At 54.0% G+C, this 17,024-nt stretch carries 18 protein-coding genes; 13 read left to right on the forward strand and 5 right to left on the reverse strand.

Going from position 1 to position 17,024, the window contains the following annotated elements; all coding sequences use genetic code 11:
* Positions 1-78 precede the first annotated feature (78 nt).
* The 8 genes from ACAM29_RS04655 (at position 79) to ACAM29_RS04690 (ending at position 7,014) form a co-directional block, all read left to right on the forward strand.
* Positions 79-4,254, forward strand: coding sequence for an RHS repeat-associated core domain-containing protein (locus ACAM29_RS04655; RefSeq protein ID WP_369623373.1), 4,176 nt, complete (start codon positions 79-81; stop codon positions 4,252-4,254).
* A gap of 20 nt (positions 4,255-4,274) precedes the next feature.
* Complete coding sequence (locus tag ACAM29_RS04660; protein ID WP_369623374.1) at positions 4,275-4,652, forward strand: hypothetical protein; 378 nt, start codon at positions 4,275-4,277, stop codon at positions 4,650-4,652.
* Between the two features lie 161 nt (positions 4,653-4,813).
* On the forward strand, positions 4,814-5,125 hold the full coding sequence (locus ACAM29_RS04665) for a polymorphic toxin type 44 domain-containing protein (protein ID WP_369625118.1): 312 nt from the start codon (positions 4,814-4,816) through the stop codon (positions 5,123-5,125).
* Entirely contained in the window at positions 5,055-5,498 is a 444-nt protein-coding gene (locus ACAM29_RS04670; RefSeq protein ID WP_369625163.1) for a hypothetical protein, read from the forward strand. Before ACAM29_RS04665 ends, ACAM29_RS04670 begins: the two co-directional genes overlap by 71 nt.
* A gap of 42 nt (positions 5,499-5,540) precedes the next feature.
* A complete protein-coding gene (locus ACAM29_RS04675; protein WP_369623375.1) occupies positions 5,541-5,828 on the forward strand; it encodes a hypothetical protein in 288 nt (95 codons plus the stop codon).
* Positions 5,815-6,099, forward strand: coding sequence for a hypothetical protein (locus ACAM29_RS04680; protein ID WP_369623376.1), 285 nt, complete (start codon positions 5,815-5,817; stop codon positions 6,097-6,099). Before ACAM29_RS04675 ends, ACAM29_RS04680 begins: the two co-directional genes overlap by 14 nt.
* Positions 6,100-6,126: 27 nt before the next feature.
* Positions 6,127-6,480: a hypothetical protein gene (locus tag ACAM29_RS04685; RefSeq protein WP_369623377.1), complete on the forward strand. Its 354-nt coding sequence runs from the start codon at positions 6,127-6,129 to the stop codon at positions 6,478-6,480.
* Between the two features lie 294 nt (positions 6,481-6,774).
* The gene (locus ACAM29_RS04690; protein WP_369623378.1) at positions 6,775-7,014 is read left to right on the forward strand and encodes a hypothetical protein; all 240 of its coding nucleotides are present in this window, start codon (positions 6,775-6,777) and stop codon (positions 7,012-7,014) included.
* A 236-nt stretch (positions 7,015-7,250) separates the two neighbouring features.
* Here the strand turns inward: ACAM29_RS04690 and ACAM29_RS04695 are convergent, their stop codons facing one another.
* Together ACAM29_RS04695 and ACAM29_RS04700 are read right to left on the reverse strand one after the other, a co-directional pair.
* On the reverse strand, positions 7,251-8,255 hold the full coding sequence (locus ACAM29_RS04695) for an MsnO8 family LLM class oxidoreductase (RefSeq protein WP_369623379.1): 1,005 nt from the start codon (positions 8,253-8,255) through the stop codon (positions 7,251-7,253).
* A gap of 154 nt (positions 8,256-8,409) precedes the next feature.
* Positions 8,410-9,357, reverse strand: coding sequence for an IS30 family transposase (locus tag ACAM29_RS04700; RefSeq protein WP_369622921.1), 948 nt, complete (start codon positions 9,355-9,357; stop codon positions 8,410-8,412).
* A 128-nt stretch (positions 9,358-9,485) separates the two neighbouring features.
* Here ACAM29_RS04700 and leuE point away from each other — a divergent pair, with 128 nt between their 5' ends.
* The 3 genes from leuE to ACAM29_RS04715 all read left to right on the forward strand — a co-directional run bounded on the left by leuE (position 9,486) and on the right by ACAM29_RS04715 (position 11,917).
* The gene (gene leuE, locus ACAM29_RS04705; RefSeq protein WP_369623380.1) at positions 9,486-10,124 is read left to right on the forward strand and encodes a leucine efflux protein LeuE; all 639 of its coding nucleotides are present in this window, start codon (positions 9,486-9,488) and stop codon (positions 10,122-10,124) included.
* Between the two features lie 83 nt (positions 10,125-10,207).
* A complete protein-coding gene (locus ACAM29_RS04710; protein ID WP_369623381.1) occupies positions 10,208-11,248 on the forward strand; it encodes an anion permease in 1,041 nt (346 codons plus the stop codon).
* A gap of 24 nt (positions 11,249-11,272) precedes the next feature.
* Complete coding sequence (locus ACAM29_RS04715; protein WP_206834320.1) at positions 11,273-11,917, forward strand: DUF47 domain-containing protein; 645 nt, start codon at positions 11,273-11,275, stop codon at positions 11,915-11,917.
* On the opposite strand, the gene mnmH is transcribed toward ACAM29_RS04715, so the two are convergent.
* Both mnmH and selD read right to left on the reverse strand, forming a co-directional pair.
* Positions 11,898-13,001 (reverse strand): tRNA 2-selenouridine(34) synthase MnmH, encoded by a 1,104-nt coding sequence (gene mnmH / locus ACAM29_RS04720; RefSeq protein WP_369623382.1) that lies wholly within the window; start codon positions 12,999-13,001, stop codon positions 11,898-11,900. The two genes, ACAM29_RS04715 and mnmH, sit on opposite strands and share 20 nt — an antisense overlap.
* Positions 13,001-14,035, reverse strand: coding sequence for a selenide, water dikinase SelD (gene selD / locus ACAM29_RS04725; protein ID WP_369623383.1), 1,035 nt, complete (start codon positions 14,033-14,035; stop codon positions 13,001-13,003). The genes mnmH and selD overlap by 1 nt, the downstream gene beginning before the upstream one ends.
* 124 nt (positions 14,036-14,159) lie before the next feature.
* Here selD and ACAM29_RS04730 point away from each other — a divergent pair, with 124 nt between their 5' ends.
* Complete coding sequence (locus tag ACAM29_RS04730) at positions 14,160-14,606, forward strand: PACE efflux transporter (protein WP_242529954.1); 447 nt, start codon at positions 14,160-14,162, stop codon at positions 14,604-14,606.
* Between the two features lie 3 nt (positions 14,607-14,609).
* On the opposite strand, the gene ACAM29_RS04735 is transcribed toward ACAM29_RS04730, so the two are convergent.
* On the reverse strand, positions 14,610-15,653 hold the full coding sequence (locus ACAM29_RS04735; RefSeq protein WP_369623384.1) for an AraC family transcriptional regulator ligand-binding domain-containing protein: 1,044 nt from the start codon (positions 15,651-15,653) through the stop codon (positions 14,610-14,612).
* A gap of 185 nt (positions 15,654-15,838) precedes the next feature.
* On the opposite strand from ACAM29_RS04735, the gene ACAM29_RS04740 reads away from it, so the two are divergent.
* Positions 15,839-17,017, forward strand: coding sequence for an acyl-CoA dehydrogenase family protein (locus ACAM29_RS04740; protein WP_369623385.1), 1,179 nt, complete (start codon positions 15,839-15,841; stop codon positions 17,015-17,017).
* Positions 17,018-17,024: the final 7 nt, after the last annotated feature.

A 17,024-nucleotide genomic window follows, 5' to 3' on the forward strand; every position in this document is an offset into this window, starting at 1 on the left:
CAATCTATGAAAGATTGAATCTCGCCGACAGGCAAAGTGTGCAGGATGCACACTCTATACATTCAAGGAGGAAGCGCCATGATGTTGCGTCGCACATCTGCCAATATTTATCGTTCTGGCTATTGGAACAACGCTCCCGCGACGAAGCGGGTCACGTTGCCTTATCGAATAGGCCAAATCAGTGCTCTAACCCTGTCCATATGCCTCTCATCAACGACCTTCGCTGAAATTGAGTGGACCAATACGTATGCCCCAGGCGCTTGGCCAACGGCAACAGCTGCCTGTGTCAATGGCGAGGTAGAAGCCCGCATTCAGGCACTGCGTACTGCAAACCCATCAATTCAATACCGTTACAAATCGCTTTCAGTCAATGAGTACCTTTCGGGCCAAGAGGCACGGTGTCAGTTTGTTATCGAGCGAAAACTGGCCTTTTATTGGGTAACAACCGCCATGGGCCCCGTCACCCATATGGCTACCGGCTCTCCCGACGCCTGCCCCGAAGGCAGCGTTGATGACTCGGGGTACTGTCAACCCAAAAATGCCGGCGTCCCTGAGTGTCCTTCCAATGGCAGCAACCCCATTAATAGTGCGACCGGTAATAAATATCAGCAAGAGCAGGATTATGTTGGTACGGGTGCGCAGCCGCTGCAATTTATCCGACATTACAATGCACTCAGCCAAGAAAGTGGACCGCTGGGGGACAACTGGCGTCATCATTACCAACGTTCATTGGTGGTAACCGGCCTTGGCAGCGGTTCTCCTTCTCGTGTCAAACTGTATCGAGCAGACGGGAAACGCTATAACTTCAACTTGACGGGTGGAATCTGGCAACCTGATGCAGACCAAAATTACCGGTTGCAACGCCAAACTGACGGCAACGGCAATACCAGTGGGTGGACGCTCACAACCTCTGATGACACCATCGAGCGCTATGCGGCGCAAGGGCGACTGATATCCATCACATCTCGTGCCGGGCAGACGCATCACCTGTCCTATGACACCCAAAATCGCTTGCAGACTGTCACCGATACCGATGGCCGCACGCTTACGCTGGCCTACGATACCCATGGGCGTATTGCATCCGTAACAGATCCGGCTGGCGAGCCCATCACGTTTTCCTACGATGCCAACAACCGCCTGATCAGTACTACCTACGCCGACAACAGCAGCCGCCAGTATCGTTATAACGAGAGCAGCCTGACAGCCGGAGCCAACCTTCCACGAGCCTTAACGGGCATCATTGATGAAAATAACACTCGCTTTGCCGACTTTGAATACGACACACAAGGTCGAGCCGTTCGCTCATCACACAGCGGTGGTGCAGGAGAAGTCAGCATCAGCTACGCCGCTAATGGCGAGCGAACTCTGACCGATGCTTTGGGTGCTTCACGCACATTCACCTATAGCAGCATTCTCGATACTCTGAAGAATACGGGTATTTCCCAGGCATGTAATACCTGCGGCGGTGCCGCGCAAGCTCGTCAGTATGACGCTCAGGGCAATGTCAGCCAGCGGGTCGATTTCAATAACGTTCCGACCCAGTATACCTACGACCTGAACCGCAACCTGCCCACAATCCGTACCGAAGCCAGCGGCACAGCGGTTGAGCGTACTATCAGCACTACTTGGCACCCAACGTATCGCCTGCCTGTACAAGTGGATGAGGGAAATCGACGTACAGAGTACAGCTATGACAGCAACGGTCATTTAATAAGCCGTACTCTGACCGATATGGGTCAAACGCCACCACTATCACGTACCTGGAGCTGGACATATGACAATCAAGGGCGTGTCTTGACCGCGGATGGACCACGCACCGATATCAGCGATATCACCACCTACAGCTATTACGCGTGCACCACCGGGGCCGAGTGCGGTCGGGTGAAAACCATAACCAATGCCCTGAATCACACAACACAGATCAACAGCTACAACGCCCATGGCCAACCCCTGAGCATCACCGATGCCAACGGCCTGGTCACCACGTTCACCTATGATCTGCGCCTGCGTTTGATTGCCTATACCCAAGGGACAGAAACCACAACTCTGATCTATTGGCCAACCGGGCTGCTGCACACCCTGACACAACCCGACGGCAGCACACTGACCTATACCTATGATGCCGCCCAGCGTCTGACGCGATTGGAAGATAGCCAAGGCAATCACATTGAATATACTCTGGATGCACTGGGCAACCAGACGCAGACGCGAAGCTACGATCCGTCCAGCACGCTGGCCATGCGCCAATCACAAACATTCAACACCCTGAACCGCCTGGTACAGACGTTGGACGCTGCCGGTACGCCTGCCGTTACAACCCACTACAGCTATGACAACAACGGCAACCTGACCGAGACACAAGCCCCGCTCAACCGCGACACTCAGTACGCCTATGACGCCCATAACCGGCTGACTCAGGTGACAGACCCCAATACCGAGGTGACTCAGTACAGCTATAACGCATTGGATCAGTTGATCGCCGTTATCGATCCATTAAACCATGCCACCTACTATCACCATAACGCGTTGGGCGACCTGAGCCTGCTACAAAGCCCCGACACCGGAGATACCACATACACCCACGACAGTGCTGGTAATCTGGCCAGCAGTACCGATGCACGTGGCGTTACCGCGACCTACAGTTATGACAGTCTTAACCGGTTAACCCAACTCAGTTACCCAGACCAAACCTATACCTATGTATACGACCAGGGGATTAATGGCACGGGGCGGCTGACTCATATCACAGATCACATCGGCACCCTCGATTGGATTTATACGGCGCAAGGGCAGGTGGCCAATCGTACCCATACCCTGGATGGACACAGCTTCGCCCAGGATTACACCTATAATGCAGCGGGTCAGCGCCTGAGCCTGACGCTGCCTTCAGGCAATAGTCTGCATTACACCTACACCCCATCGGGACAGATCAGCAGCATTAGCCTCAATGGCATTACGCCTCTATTGAGCGCAATCCAATATCGACCTTTTGGCCCAGTTCAGCACTGGAGCTGGGGAAATGGCACTACACACAACCGCGACTACAACACCGACGGCGACCTGACCGGTATCACCAGTGGTGGACAAACCCAGTACCTTTATGATGACGCACGCCGCATTACTCAACAGAACGAGGTCAACCCTCCCGGCATAAGCCACACCTACAGTTACGATCTGCTCGACCGTTTAACCACCGCCACCGGGACGGGGCTAAACCAGAGCTGGAGTTACGATGCCAACGGCAACCGCCTGACAGAAACAGGCAGTACACCAGCGACATATACCCAAGCGCTGGATAGCAACCGTTTGACACACATAAACGGCAGCCTTACTCGTACTTACACCTACGACGCAGCCGGCAACATCCTGGGTGATGGCCATACGCTTTATACCTACAATGATGCTGGGCGACTGAGCAGCGCCACCCGCTATGGCCAGACTACCCAGTATGATTACAACGCACTGGGACAGAGAGTAAGAAAAAGCAACAACAACGGTGTACGCTACTTTGTCTATGATGATGCCGGTCAGTTGGCAGGCGAATATGATGCCAACGGCCAGCTCATTCAGGAAACCGTCTGGCTTGGCAATATCCCGGTCGCGACTCTGCGCCCCGCCGGCAGTGGTGTTGCGGTGTATTACATCCATACTGATCACCTCAACACCCCACGTCGCATTAGCCGAGCCAGCGACAACCAAATTGTCTGGCGTTGGGATAACGACCCCTTTGGTCGCCACACAGCCAATGAAGACCCGGACGGTGACAGTCAGCTATTCACCTTCTCTCTGCGCTACCCAGGGCAGTACTACGATGAGGAAAGCGGGTTACACTACAACTATTTCAGGGATTATGATCCCAGTACCGGACGGTATATTCAGAGTGATCCGATTGGTCTTCAAGGCGGCATAAACACCTACCTTTACGCCAATGCAAACCCTCTTGTTTATATTGACCCTTTAGGTTTAGCTCCTGGTATGGGAAGTCGAGGTGCCTCTGCTATGGAAGCTATAGGGGATGCTATTGACCAAGGTTTGTGTGGGTGGTGGCCTGGTCATCCTGATTGTTGGTCTATGTGTGTACGCTGGAGATGTGAACGGGATGGTGACTGTGGTGAAAAAGAATATTACTCCATTGGTCGAGGATCTCCTTACGTTGCCAGTCCGAGTTATGACCCGAATAATGATGATAAGTGTGAATGTGTCATGCGTTGCGTCCCAGGACAGCCTAATTGTAGAGGCCTGAATACACAGTAATATTAACGGAGGATGGTGGCATGAAAAATCGTATCTTATTTAGTTTAGCTATTTTGTTTTCTATGCTTATTGCCTACTTTATAGGTGTGTCCGTTGGGAAGCAGGGAATTAGTTATGTGCTTGATGTTACCCAAGGGGAGTTGGCTTTCAACCATCTTAAAAGGTATCGGGTGATAAAAGAAGATCTGGAAAGTGGGTGTCTTGAGGAGGCCTTAGAAAAACTAAGTTTCTCTGTTGATGAACAAATGATGTTACTGGCTGAATATGTTCAGCATCATAAAGTTGAAGCAATTAACTCTTACATTGCTAAAAGGGACGACACTTTATTAGGCCAATTAAAATCTTATGAAATTGATTGGAAAAAGGAATGGGTTGAGAAAAAATGCCAGGAAATATGAGGGTTTTCAAAACTCTGTATCAGCCAATTAGCTCTCATAGGCTGATGTGATTTTCTAAGTTTTTGGGAATATATCCTAGCGGTTATTACACATCTGAGATGACTCCAACTCGCTGTGGAAATGTCCCACCATCTCCACCAGGGGCCTTTGTCGACATAAATATGTGGATAGCTGATCGTAGTTATAATCCTTTCTGGTTCAAAGCTCAGGTACGAGGAAAAGCGCCATGGGATTATAAACAGAAAGGGAGAAAGTACGAAGACTTCGGGAACTTCAATTATGGGGCAATAGGTTCTGCATTTGGATTCCCCGATCAAGTTTTGTATAGATTTGCTGGATGGGCAAATCAGGAAGCCGGCCCTACAAGGACAGACTTGGGTAGTCCGTATGGAGGATATCCTTATGGTGATGATCCTGCTGATCAAGAACAGGTTAAAAAGGGTATTGAGTACTGTGAATGCATGGGGTATTAAAAGGCCATGGATAGTTATTATCATCGGCTTTGTTTTTTTATTATCAGGATGCGGACCTGATTTGTGTAGCAATGAATTGCTATTTGAGAATGCATCACCTGATAAGTCTTATATTCTAACGTCCTTTGAAAGGAACTGTGGCGCGACTACTCCTTACGTTAGAGTATTAAGCCTTCGAGTAGAGAAGGAAGGCTTTTATCCTGATAAATATGATGATTGGATATTTACGTTGCATGGGCCAAAAAATATAAAAATTGAATGGAATTCAAATAATAGTCTTATTGTTTATTATCCTCCGAATGAGGATATTCCAACTAAGGTTGAGAAATGGAGAAATGTAAATATATCATATGTTGTTGATGGCAACTTATAATGTGCCTTTACAAAAAATAAGGGGCGGAATACTTTAATTATTATGCATGCTGGCCAGCAGCACGTGCACACCTTTCCGGTTTCGGTGTGCACGCCCGGCCAGCAGGGTGTGCATTTTGGGCCAGCGCCTACAATTGTGGGGGCCGGTGAAAGTGACAGGCTCTCCAAGCGGTGGGGTACTGACGCCACGTATATCGGCGTTGAGAAGTATTACATCCATACGGATCACCTCAACACCCCACGACGCATTAGCCGAGCCAGTGACAACCAAATTGTCTGGCGTTGGGATAACGACCCCTTTGGTCGCCACGCAGCCAATGAGCAATATTGAACCTAAAGAGCTATATTGTGCCCCTTGCATCGGGGCTGGTTTAGCTTTATTGCTGAATTCTACGCCAGCAAATGCTCCTAATGATTGCGACCCAGTAGAAGAACATACAGGTTTTGATGCGTTCTTTGATTCTGCAAGTATTATTATTCCGCCTGCAAAAGTCGCCAAAGGGCCTGTAAAAGAAATAATTGAGGAAATAGTACAAAGTGCTGCTCGACCAGCTAGGTGTCGGAGGATTTACAGGAGAAGTGACATCCCAGGAAAAATATAAGGTGAAAATCCTGCCTGACTATAAATTATGGGATTAGATATGAATGTTTATGGTTTTATTAATACGGTTTTTATTGTGGCGGTAATAATTTCAGGTGTTTCTTTATTTTTATATTTGGCTTTTGGTGTTTTTCTTGCTAAAAAAATGAGACTTCATGTGAATAAAACTATGGATAAATTAGGTAACCCATGGGGAGTTTTAACTATATTGATGAGAAATACATCACTTTATGATGATTTCTTAAAAACTGGATGTCATAAGGAAAGTGAATTTCCGCAAATCAGAAAATCGGGCGAAATTACTATTCTTGCAAAGAATGTTTTCCATTATGCCTCTTTAATCTGCATGGTATGCCTAATATCTCTCCTGGCTCTGAAGTGAAAAAGAAAGCCTTGAAATTGAACCTAACGTTCGCTCAAGAAGAATAGCTAGAAAAGAGGCTGGCATGGCAACAGGGAAAAGGTAGCTATAGAGCGCTGGGACATAACTGCGGCGATCCGCTTGAAAATGGTGTGGAACAGTTAGGTTTCGATATGGGGGTAAGTGTTACTCCTCAGGGACTATACGATGGTTTGAAAGAGGAAGGGCTTATAGGTGATGAATATGTCATTCCACGATCACCTCCCCACAAAGGTTTGAGAATCCTCCTTGGGCTAGGAAAATGGTTGAGTAAATATGAAAAAGATGGTTTTTTCTCTTTTTTTATTAACGGTTTTATATTTTATTATATTTATTGGATTAGGCCTTTCTAAAGATTATAAATGGTCTGATATGGACTGGGATAACAGTGGAATGGTCAGCGTTTTTGAGGTTATGGATGCAGTGGATATCGGTTTAAGAAAGAGTGCAAAAGGTTGTCGAGAATACTATTCATTGAAGGATGGTTTACCTGTAAAGGAAGTCTGTTCCGAGTGAGTTCGTGATCAGGTCTAAGAGGGGGAGTTAGCCCAGCACGACGCGCACACTTTTCTGGTTTAGGTGTGCATGACCTACTCCCCACTTTCGGGATTAGGGTTCTGGCCCGTTTCCCCGGAAAAGCTCAAGGCAAACACGCTATATGCGCGATAAGTTTACAGCTACTTCAGAGATTATGTCCCCAATACGGGGCTGAGATCCGGCCGATTGTGTGCCCGGTCTCAGCCCTGTCGGTGTTACAGGTGTTTGGCCAACAGGCGATAGCTGTCCATGCGGTCATGATGGCTGTACGTCACGCACACGGTGGCGATTTCATCACAGCCGAACTGACTTGCAAGCTGTTCCATCTCCTGCCAGCACTGGTCAGGCGTACCGACGGTGTAGCCGTTCAGGATGTGGTCGTATTCGGCCTGATATGAAGCGGGCAGTTCGCGGTAGCGGTCCTGTACCTGTGACGGAGTCAGGAAGTCTTCGCGCTGGCCCATCTGTGCCGCCAGTTTGCGGTACACGGCGGTACCGGCGCGCAGCTTGGCTTCTTCTTCGGTGTCGGCGCAGATGCAGGCAATAGCGAGCATCTTGTTGGGTGTGCCTTCATGACCGGCCTGCTTCCACTCTTCGCCGTAGGTATCAAAAATGGAGGGGTGGCAATTGTCCGGGTCGATGAAGCGGGCCAGGGCAATGTTGTAGCCCAGGTGGCCAGCCAGGCCTGCGCTGCCGCCGCTTGAGCCCAGCATCCAAAGCTCGGGCTTGATGCTGTCAGGCAGCACGTTGATACGGCTGTAGGGGTGTTCAGCTGGCAGGTTGGCGTTCACGAAGCCTGCCAGCATCTGGGCCTGCTGGGCATACAGGTCGCCGTGATGCGGCTGATGGGGGTAGGCCAACGCCTGCGAGGTGAGGCCGGTGCCGCCGGGAGCGCGGCCAATGCCCAGGTCGATGCGACCGTTGTTGAGGGTCGCCATCATGCCGAAGGTTTCAGCCACTTTCAGCGGACTGTAGTGCGACAGCATGACGCCACCGCTGCCCACACGGATGTTCTGGGTCAGGCTGGCGATGGTAGCCACCAGAATCTCGGGGCAGGGGTTGGCAAAGTGAATGCTGTCGTGGTGTTCAGCCACCCAGTAGCGGTGGTATCCCAGCGTGTCACACAGCTGGGCCAGCTCAATGGTGAGGCGCGGGGCGTCAATTTTCGGGTGTGAACCGTGTACCGGTGACTGGTCGACAACAGACAGTTTGATGCTCATCGGGATCTCCTTGATTAACTTAATATGTTAATTACTTTCGCCGAAGGATTCAATTCGTATCTCGGTATCAACGCAGAGCCACTCGGCAGTAGGCAGGCTGGAGGGTTAGGCGTAATATGCACTCGCGAATTCAACTCCGAAGTGCGACACTCGCCTATGCAGCCTGAAGGTATTCTTGGAACACCATTTCTGGCTGCCTGAATCCGAGGCATTTACGCGGCCTCAGGTTTAACCTCTTCTCTGCCCACCGCACATCTTCATCCGTAATCAGCCTCAGATCCGTACCCTTCGGGATGAACTGCCGCAGCAGCCCGTTGAAGTTCTCGTTCAGTCCACGCTCCCATGAGGAGTACGGGTGTGCAAAGTAGAACTCCGCCCCCAGCGCTTCCGCTACGGCCTTGTGTTCGACGAACTCGCTGCCGTTGTCCGCCGTGATTGTATGCACATGGTCCGCATAGGGCATGAGCATATCGATGATCGCATCCCGCACGTCCGTAGCCCGCTTGGCGTCGACCCTGCGGACCAGATACAGGCGACTCTTGCGCTCCGCCAGCGTGACCAACGCACCGCTACCATGCTTGCCCAGAACGGTATCGACCTCCCAGTCACCAAAACGCTCTCGCGTGTCCACGATGGCCGGACGATCGTCGATCGAAATCGGCTCCGGGATGACCGCACGCTTGCTGTTGCTGCCCTTGCGGTACCGTTTGTGTCCTTGGCGCAATGTCTTGTAGAGCTTGCCGCCACGGGCCTTATCGGCAGCGACATGACGGTATATCCACTCATGGCTCACCGGCAGACCAATGAGCTTGCCGATACCGCTGATCTGTTCCGGACTCCAGTGCCAGGACAATGTCAGTTCCACATACATGACGGTCTGCTCCGGCACTCTGTATTTGCGTGCCATGACTCGACGTGCATGGCTTCTGGCATGCGCTTCCTCGGGCTCATACACCCCGTCATGACTGTTACGCTTCATCTCCCGGTAGACTGTGGAGCGATGAACTTCAACTACAGTAGCGATCGCTGCCGGCGAATATCCCTGCGTAAGGAGAGCCGATATCTGGTATCGTTTCCCCTCGGTCAACTGCTGATAACTCATGGTGATACTTACTTTGACTTTGGCGAGCTGAAGCGTACCACCTTCGGCAGTTGGCCACCTCTCGCCGTTCAACCATGAGTGTCGCACTTATTATCTGAATTCCCGCTTTTCTGCATGGAGCCCCTGACATGTTCGGTATCACAGACCTTGCGACATTTATCATCGGTACAATCGTGATCGTGCTGCTGCCGGGGCCCAACTCCATGTATGTGATGACCACCGCTGCCCGCAACGGGGTAGGAGCCGGTTTCAAGGGCGCCGCAGGTGTGTTCTGCGGCGATCTGGTGCTGATGACGCTGTCGGTGGCTGGGGTGGCCTCGCTGGTGCAGACAACGCCCTGGCTGTTCAATCTGCTCAAGTATGCCGGTGCCCTGTATCTGGTCTGGCTGGGGCTGGGTTTACTGCGCTCGGCGTTCAAGCGTGACCGGGATCAGCAGGTGCTGGCCGATATTCCATCCGGCAGTGGCCGCAGCCCTTTTAAAGTGGCGTTGACCATCAGTCTGCTGAACCCCAAGGCGATCCTGTTCTTTATGTCGTTTTTCATCCAGTTCGTTGACCCGAACTACCACACCCCCTTGCTGACCTTCACCCTGCTGGGTGTGATGGTGCAGGTCATCAGCCAGACCTATCTGGCGAGCCTGATTCTGGGCATGGTGTTCCTGAAAGGGCGTTTTCAGGCGCGCCGGGGCATTGGCGCAATTGCCAAGACCGGTGTTGGTGCCGGATTCATCGGCTATGGCCTGAAACTGGCACTCAGCAGCAACTAACGCGCCTGCGTACCTATTAAATGCCTGCATCCTTTGTGGCTTTGCTATGCTTGCAGAACATTCCGCAAGGATTTTGATTACGTATGGATACAGTCTGGCTGTTTATCCTGCTCGCCAGCGCCATGGTGGTGCTGTTCGACTTCACCAACGGGTTTCATGACGCCTCCAACATGGTGGCGTCGGTCATCGCATCGCGTGCCATGTCGCCGGTGCAATCGGTGCTGATGGTGGGCACCTTTACCTTTCTTGGGCCGGTGCTGGGCGGTACGGCGGTGGCCAATACCATCGGCAATTTCGTGACGCTGGACGACCTGCCGACCACGTTGTCACTGACGGTAGTGCTGTGCGGTCTGTTTGCGGCCACGGCCTGGAACTTGATCACCTGGTGGCGGGGCCTGCCGTCTTCCTCATCCCATGCGCTGGTCGGTGGCCTCTGCGGAGTGGTGATGGTGTCGGCCGGGCCGGATCAGGTGGTCTGGGGTGTGCAGGAGCTGGCGCAAGGTCGCATGACGGGTGTGACCAAGGTGCTGCTGGCGCTGGTGCTGTCGCCCCTGATCGGGTTCTGGTTCGGCTTTGTGCTGCAGCGGGTTATGTTGGTACTGCTGCGTTCGGCCAGTCCGCTGGTCAATCGCGAGCTGCGCGGTGCCCAGTGGCTGACCACGGCCGGCCTGGCGTTTTCACATGGAGCCAACGATGCACAGAAAAGCATGGGGATTCTCACCCTGTGTTTGTTGTTGAGTGGCCAGCTGGATGAGTTTCAGGTGCCGTTTTGGGTGATCCTGCTTTGTGCCAGCGCCATTACGCTGGGCACGGTGCTGGGCGGCTGGAAAATCGTGCGCACGCTGGCGTTCTCAATCTACAAGATTCGCCCGTTGCATGCCCTCAATTCACAGCTGACATCGGCGGGGGTGGTATTTATGGCCTCGTTGGTGGGGGCGCCGGTATCGACCACCCATGTTGTGTCGTCATCCATTATGGGGATCGGCGCAGCGGAGCGTCCTCGGGCCGTACGCTGGGCCAAGGCACGAGAGATCGGTGTCACCTGGTTGGTGACCATTCCCGGCGCAGGCGTTTTGGCGGTGTTGTGCTATCTGTTGCTGCGCCTGATTGGGTTGGCGCCCTGAATCGCTATTGAAATGGAGCCACCTATGGCTGAAACGGAAAAAGAGGGCGTACTGCAACGCCTGCTGGATCGTATGATTCCTCGCCCAGCGGACTTCTTCGCTCTGCTGGCCGAGCAGAGCGAGATGGTGACAGAAACCATCAGTAATCTGCATCGTTACATGCATGGGCCTTCGGCAGAGTTGGAAGAGCTGTTGTGTCAGGATGAACATGCTGCCGATACGCTGAAAGTACGCAACATTCGCTATCTCAATCGTGCGTTCTCCACCCCGATCGACCGCGAGGATATCTACCGGGCCATCGAATCACTGGACTGGATCATCACTCACTGCAAGAGCACCATCAATGAGTTGCTGGATTTCGGTATCGCACCGGACTCCCACATGCAGGCTATAGTGGAGGAGTTGATGCAGGGTTGTGAGGCCCTGGAACAGGGCTTTCGCACCCTCAGTATTGACCCGGCCGGAGCGGTACAGGGCGCCCATGATGCGCGCCGGGCACACCGTCATATCGAGCGGCTATACCGGCGCAGCCTGGCGGAGCTGTTTCAGGGAGAGGTGACGACCGAAATGCTGAAAAAGCGCGAGATCTACCACCACCTGATGGACGGTTCGCGCCGCCTGCACGCGGCCGCCAATGTGCTGCACGACATTATCGTGAAGCTGGTGTGAGCGACTGCAGAAAAGCCTTCACCTCTGAGCGGTTGCCCTTGAGCAGAACCGGTTGCGCGTTGCGCTCGCTTTGGTAGGCGTACATCGGGTCGTAGTACTCGTTCAACAGAGCGTTGATCCAGTCACGGTGAAGGCCGGTTTCGCCGCCGTGTCGCTGTGCCTCAAGGGACTGATCCATTAACGCTGCCAAGCGCTGATGACGCTCGCTGCCCAGTCGCTTGACGATGTTGCCAAGGCTGTTGCGCAGGCGTTGGGCAAAGGCGTCGAACCCTGCAGTTTCGCCCTGTTGCTGGATAAACTCGGCTGACAGGTCGATCACATAGTCCTTCAGAATGCGCTCGATACGCTGCTCGATGGGCTCCTCCAGCCAGACCAGCGGGGCGGCCTTGAAACGCAAATGCAGCGGCAGTGGTGTGGCGCAGCTGCCGATGGCACGGTTTTCATCTTCCACCACCAGCGTATCAAAACCGGCATCGCGCTTGCGCAGAATCTCCAGCGCCAGTGCGTTTTCAAAGTTGATTTGGGTGGGCTGCGGGCTGGCATGACGGCCAAAGCTGGAGCCGCGATGGTTGGCGTGACCTTCAAGATCCACTGCGTGATCGAGCTGATGTAACAGCTCGGTCTTGCCGCAGCCGGTCAAGCCGCCCAGACGGACAAAGTGGCACTGCTGTGTGGCCTGTTCCAGCGTATCGATCAGAAAGCCGCGCAATGCCTTGTAGCCACCCTTAATGAGCGGGTAGTCAATACCGGCCTCTTTCAGCCATTGCTGAGTGGTACGCGAACGCAGACCACCGCGAAAGCAGTACAGGTATCCCTCGGGGTTCGCTGTGGCAAAATCAACCCAGGCCTGCACCCGCTCAGCCTTGATCTCACCGCTGACCAGGCGGTGCCCGAGCGTAATGGCCGCCTCCTGACCGTGGCGCTTGTAGCAGGTACCGACCTTGTGACGTTCTTCGTCACTCATCAGCGGCAGGTTAACGCTGGTGGGGAAGGCGCCCTTGGTAAACTCCACCGGAGCGCGGGTATCCATCAGCGCCACGCCGCTGAGCAGAATCGCGCGATAATCCAGACTGTCGGGGCGCATCAGTTTAGCTCAACCGCGTATTCACGAGTCTCGGTCAGCTGACCGATCGGCTCAAGCGACAGCCCCAGTTCGTCCGCTGCGGCCAGGAACTCATGGCTGGACTCGGGTGAAACAGCCACCAGCAGGCCGCCACTGGTTTGTGGGTCACACAGCAACTGCTTCTGATCATCTGAAAGGGCGCTGACGCGGTGGCCATAGCTGTCAAAGTTGCGCCCGGTTCCGCCTGGCACACAACCCTGTGACAGGTAGTGCTCAACCGATGCGATACGGGGCACCGCGCTGTAGTCCAGCTCGGCGGTCAACTTGCTGCCGTCGGCCATTTCCACCAGGTGACCAAGCAGGCCAAAGCCGGTGACATCGGTCATGGCGGAGACGCCTGCAAGCGTTGCAAAACGCTGTCCGGCACGGTTGAGGGTACACATCAGCTCGGTGGCGACCCCCTGATCCTCGGTGCGCAGCTTGCCCTGTTTTTCGGCGGTGGTGAGAATACCGATCCCCAATGGCTTGGTGAGGTAAAGCTGATCACCGGCTCTGGCCGTGTCGTTGCGCTTGAGCTGTGCCTTGTCGACGCGACCGGTAACGGCCAGACCGAAGATCGGCTCCGGTGCATCAATCGAGTGCCCACCTGCCAGCGGAATACCCGCCAGATCACAGACTGCGCGGGCGCCGCGTATCACGTCACCCGCGATTTCGGCGGGGATCAGATTGATCGGCCAGCCCAGAATCGCAATCGCCATCAGCGGTGATCCGCCCATGGCATAGATATCGCTGATCGCGTTGGTGGCGGCGATGCGGCCAAAATCGAACGGGTCATCCACGATCGGCATGAAAAAATCGGTAGTGGAGACGATGCCGGTGTGGTCATCAATGGCGTACACGGCAGCATCATCGCGTGATGCGTTACCGACCCAAAGGTTAGGGTCCAGTGTCTGGCTGCCACTGCCTGAGAGAATTGTGTCGAGCACGGCAGGGGAGATCTTGCAGCCACAACCGGCGCCGTGACTGTACTGGGTAAGACGTATGGGTGTGGACATGGGCAACCTGTAGTAACAAGGGCAATGACAACGGGCCAGGAAAGATCCGTGGCACAGGCAGCAAACGTAGCTGCCACGGGCGCTGGAGTCAATCCACTGGAGCTTGCGAAACGGGCGGGATAGAATGCGCCTTTTTGGTTTGAGGCAGATCATGCAGGGGCTGAAACGCAGGCTGACGTACGTTGTACTGTATGAAGGACTTGCGCTGGTATTGCTGAGTATTACCTTCAATGTGCTGTCGGATGAGGGGCTGGCGCACGCGGGTGTATTAGGTGCACTGACCGTGTTGATCGCGGTCAGCTGGAATTTCATCTACAACCTGCTGTTCGAATGCTGGGAAGCCCGTCAGACCACGCGGGGTCGCAGCCTCGTGCGCCGTGTCGGTCATGCGGCTGGTTTTGAAGTCAGTTTATTGCTGTTAACGCTGCCTCTGTTTGCCTGGTGGCTGCAGCTGAGTCTGTTTGACGCGTTCCTCCTTGATGCCGGCCTGACGCTGTTTTTCGTGTTTTTTACCTTTATCTACAACTGGGGGTTTGATCGCGTATTCGGTCTTCCTCTGGCAGCCCAGTAGCTGTTACTGGACTGCTGATGTCCTGCGCCATCGCATGGGTGATTGCCCGGTCCAACGCTTGAATGCGCGGCAAAAGGCGGCTGGCTCGGCAAAGCCGGTTTGCTCGGCCACTTCCTGAATACTCAAATGCTCGTTGTTGAGCAGCTTCATGGCAAAGTCCTGTCGCAAGGATTCCTTGATCATCCTGATCGATGTACCTTCATCTTGAAGACGGCGACGCAAGGTTCGGGGGGTTATCAGCAGATGTCGGCTGATATCCTCAAGATCGGGCATGCTGTCCAGATCGTGCCGCTGCAGCAGGACCTTTACGCGGGTTTGCAAACTGCTGTCACGCACCGGTCGACGCAGTATCACCGCGGGGCAGTCCTGCAGGAAAGAGTCCAGCTCACTTGCATTTCGGACGATCGGCAGTTGTAGAAAACGCGGGTGCATGCAAAACCCGCAGCGCTCCTGTTCGTATAGCAACTCACCCAGAAACATGGCGCGGTATGACGCGGCATGACCAGGGGTAGGGTAGGCGAAACTGGTACTTGCCACGGGAATCTGCTGACCGACCAGCCAACTCGCGAAACGCTGCCACATCAACAGCATGAACTCCTGCAGCAGGTGATCCGGGTCTTCTCCGTCATGCTTCAGGTGCAGGCTGTAGAACACCAGCGAGGCATCGTCTTCAGGATCAAGCCCAATATCGAGATCATCCGTAACCGCCCGATAAAAGCGGGCACTCTGGCGCAACATGCCGCCCAGTGTTTTGGCCCCGCAGGCCAATTCTGCCATCAGTGCAAATACACCTCTTCTGCAAATACTTGGCGATAGCCCCATGAACTCGCAATGGGTAAAGCGCCAAACGGCACGGATGAGATCACTCAATTGTTGCTCGGTGAGCAGCATTTCAGGGCGATTGACCCAGTCCACTGGAATACTGGCCTCGTGAAGCAAGGTATCACGACACGCGCCACGCCGCAGTGCACCGCTGAGGCAAGCATTGATGAAATGGTTGGCGATGTGCGCCTTGTGGGAAGGGCGTGGAAGCTCATGTGCTGACATCTCGCCATTGTGCAGAACGGCTCAGGTCATGCCAAGCATTCTGCAAAGCTGCATCAGAACTTGGCCATTTCGATCAATTAAAACGACCGGTATTGTCATTCAAAGCGCCTTTTTAAAGGCATTAAATGGCCCTAATGGTCAACCGGCCGGTGGCCCCGGGTAAAAACAACAATAAAGGGCTTAGTATGAATACACAGATGCACAACCTGAATCATGAAGCGGCAGAGGACGAGGATCGCGCGCTGTTTCAGGAAATGGTCAGACGCATTCTGCAGCAGGAAGTGGCACCTGACTATGAAGAATGGGAAGCGGCACACCAGCTGCCGCGAGAAGTCTGGTGCAAACTGGGTGAGGCCGGCCTGCTGGGTGTTGATCTGCCCGAGGCACTGGGTGGCTCGGGGGCCGGGGTTGAAATCTGCCTGATGATCTGTGAAGAGATCTCCCGGCAGGGGTTTGGTGGTCTGGCCAGCGGCTACAACATCCACGCCAATATTGTGATCCCCTATCTGCTGCACCTCGGCTCTGACGCTCAACAACAGTATTGGTTGCCGCGCATGGCCAGTGGTGAGGTACTGGGTGCCATTGCCATGACCGAGCCGGGTGCCGGCAGTGATCTGGCCGCCATGCGCACCACCGCTGAAAAGGTTGAGTCAGGCTGGAAGTTGAATGGCACCAAGGTGTTCATCACAAACGGTCAGCTGGCGGATATGGTGATTGTCTGTGCCAAGACTGACCCGACCGCCGGTGCCCGTGGTGTATCGCTGTTTCTGGTTGACACGCGCCTGCCGGGATTCTCACGCGGCAAGTCAATCCGCAAGATCGGGCAGCACGCCAGCGATACCGCGGAACTCTTTTTTGATGATCTCATCGTGCCCAACGAGGCCCTGCTTGGAGAAGCCGGGAAGGGGTTTGCCTATCTGATGCAGGAACTGCCGCGTGAGCGTTTGGGTGTTGCAGCCCAGGCGCTGGGTGCCATCGAAGGGGCCATGCAGCTGACGCTGGAATACGTGCAGGAACGTCATGCGTTTGGTCAGCGCATCGCTGATTTCCAGAACTCACGCTTCACGCTGGCACAGGTGCGTGCCGAGCTGGAAATGGGGCGTGCCTATTTCAACCAGTGCCTGCAGCGATACAGAGCAGGGCAGATGAGCCCTGTCGATGCCGCAACGCTGAAGCTGATGCTCAGCGAGATGCAGTGCAGCAGCATCGATCGCTGCCTGCAACTGTTCGGCGGTTATGGCTACACACTGGAATACCCCATTTCGCGCTTCTACGTGGATGCGCGCATCCAGACCATTTATGCCGGTACTTCCGAAATCATGAAGGAAGTGATTGCGCGCGACATGCTTGGCCGTGTGGCCTGACAGAACA

Origin of the sequence: Marinobacterium sp. BA1, from assembly GCF_041155135.1 — a bacterium.
GTDB classification, from domain to species: domain Bacteria; phylum Pseudomonadota; class Gammaproteobacteria; order Pseudomonadales; family Balneatricaceae; genus Marinobacterium; species Marinobacterium iners.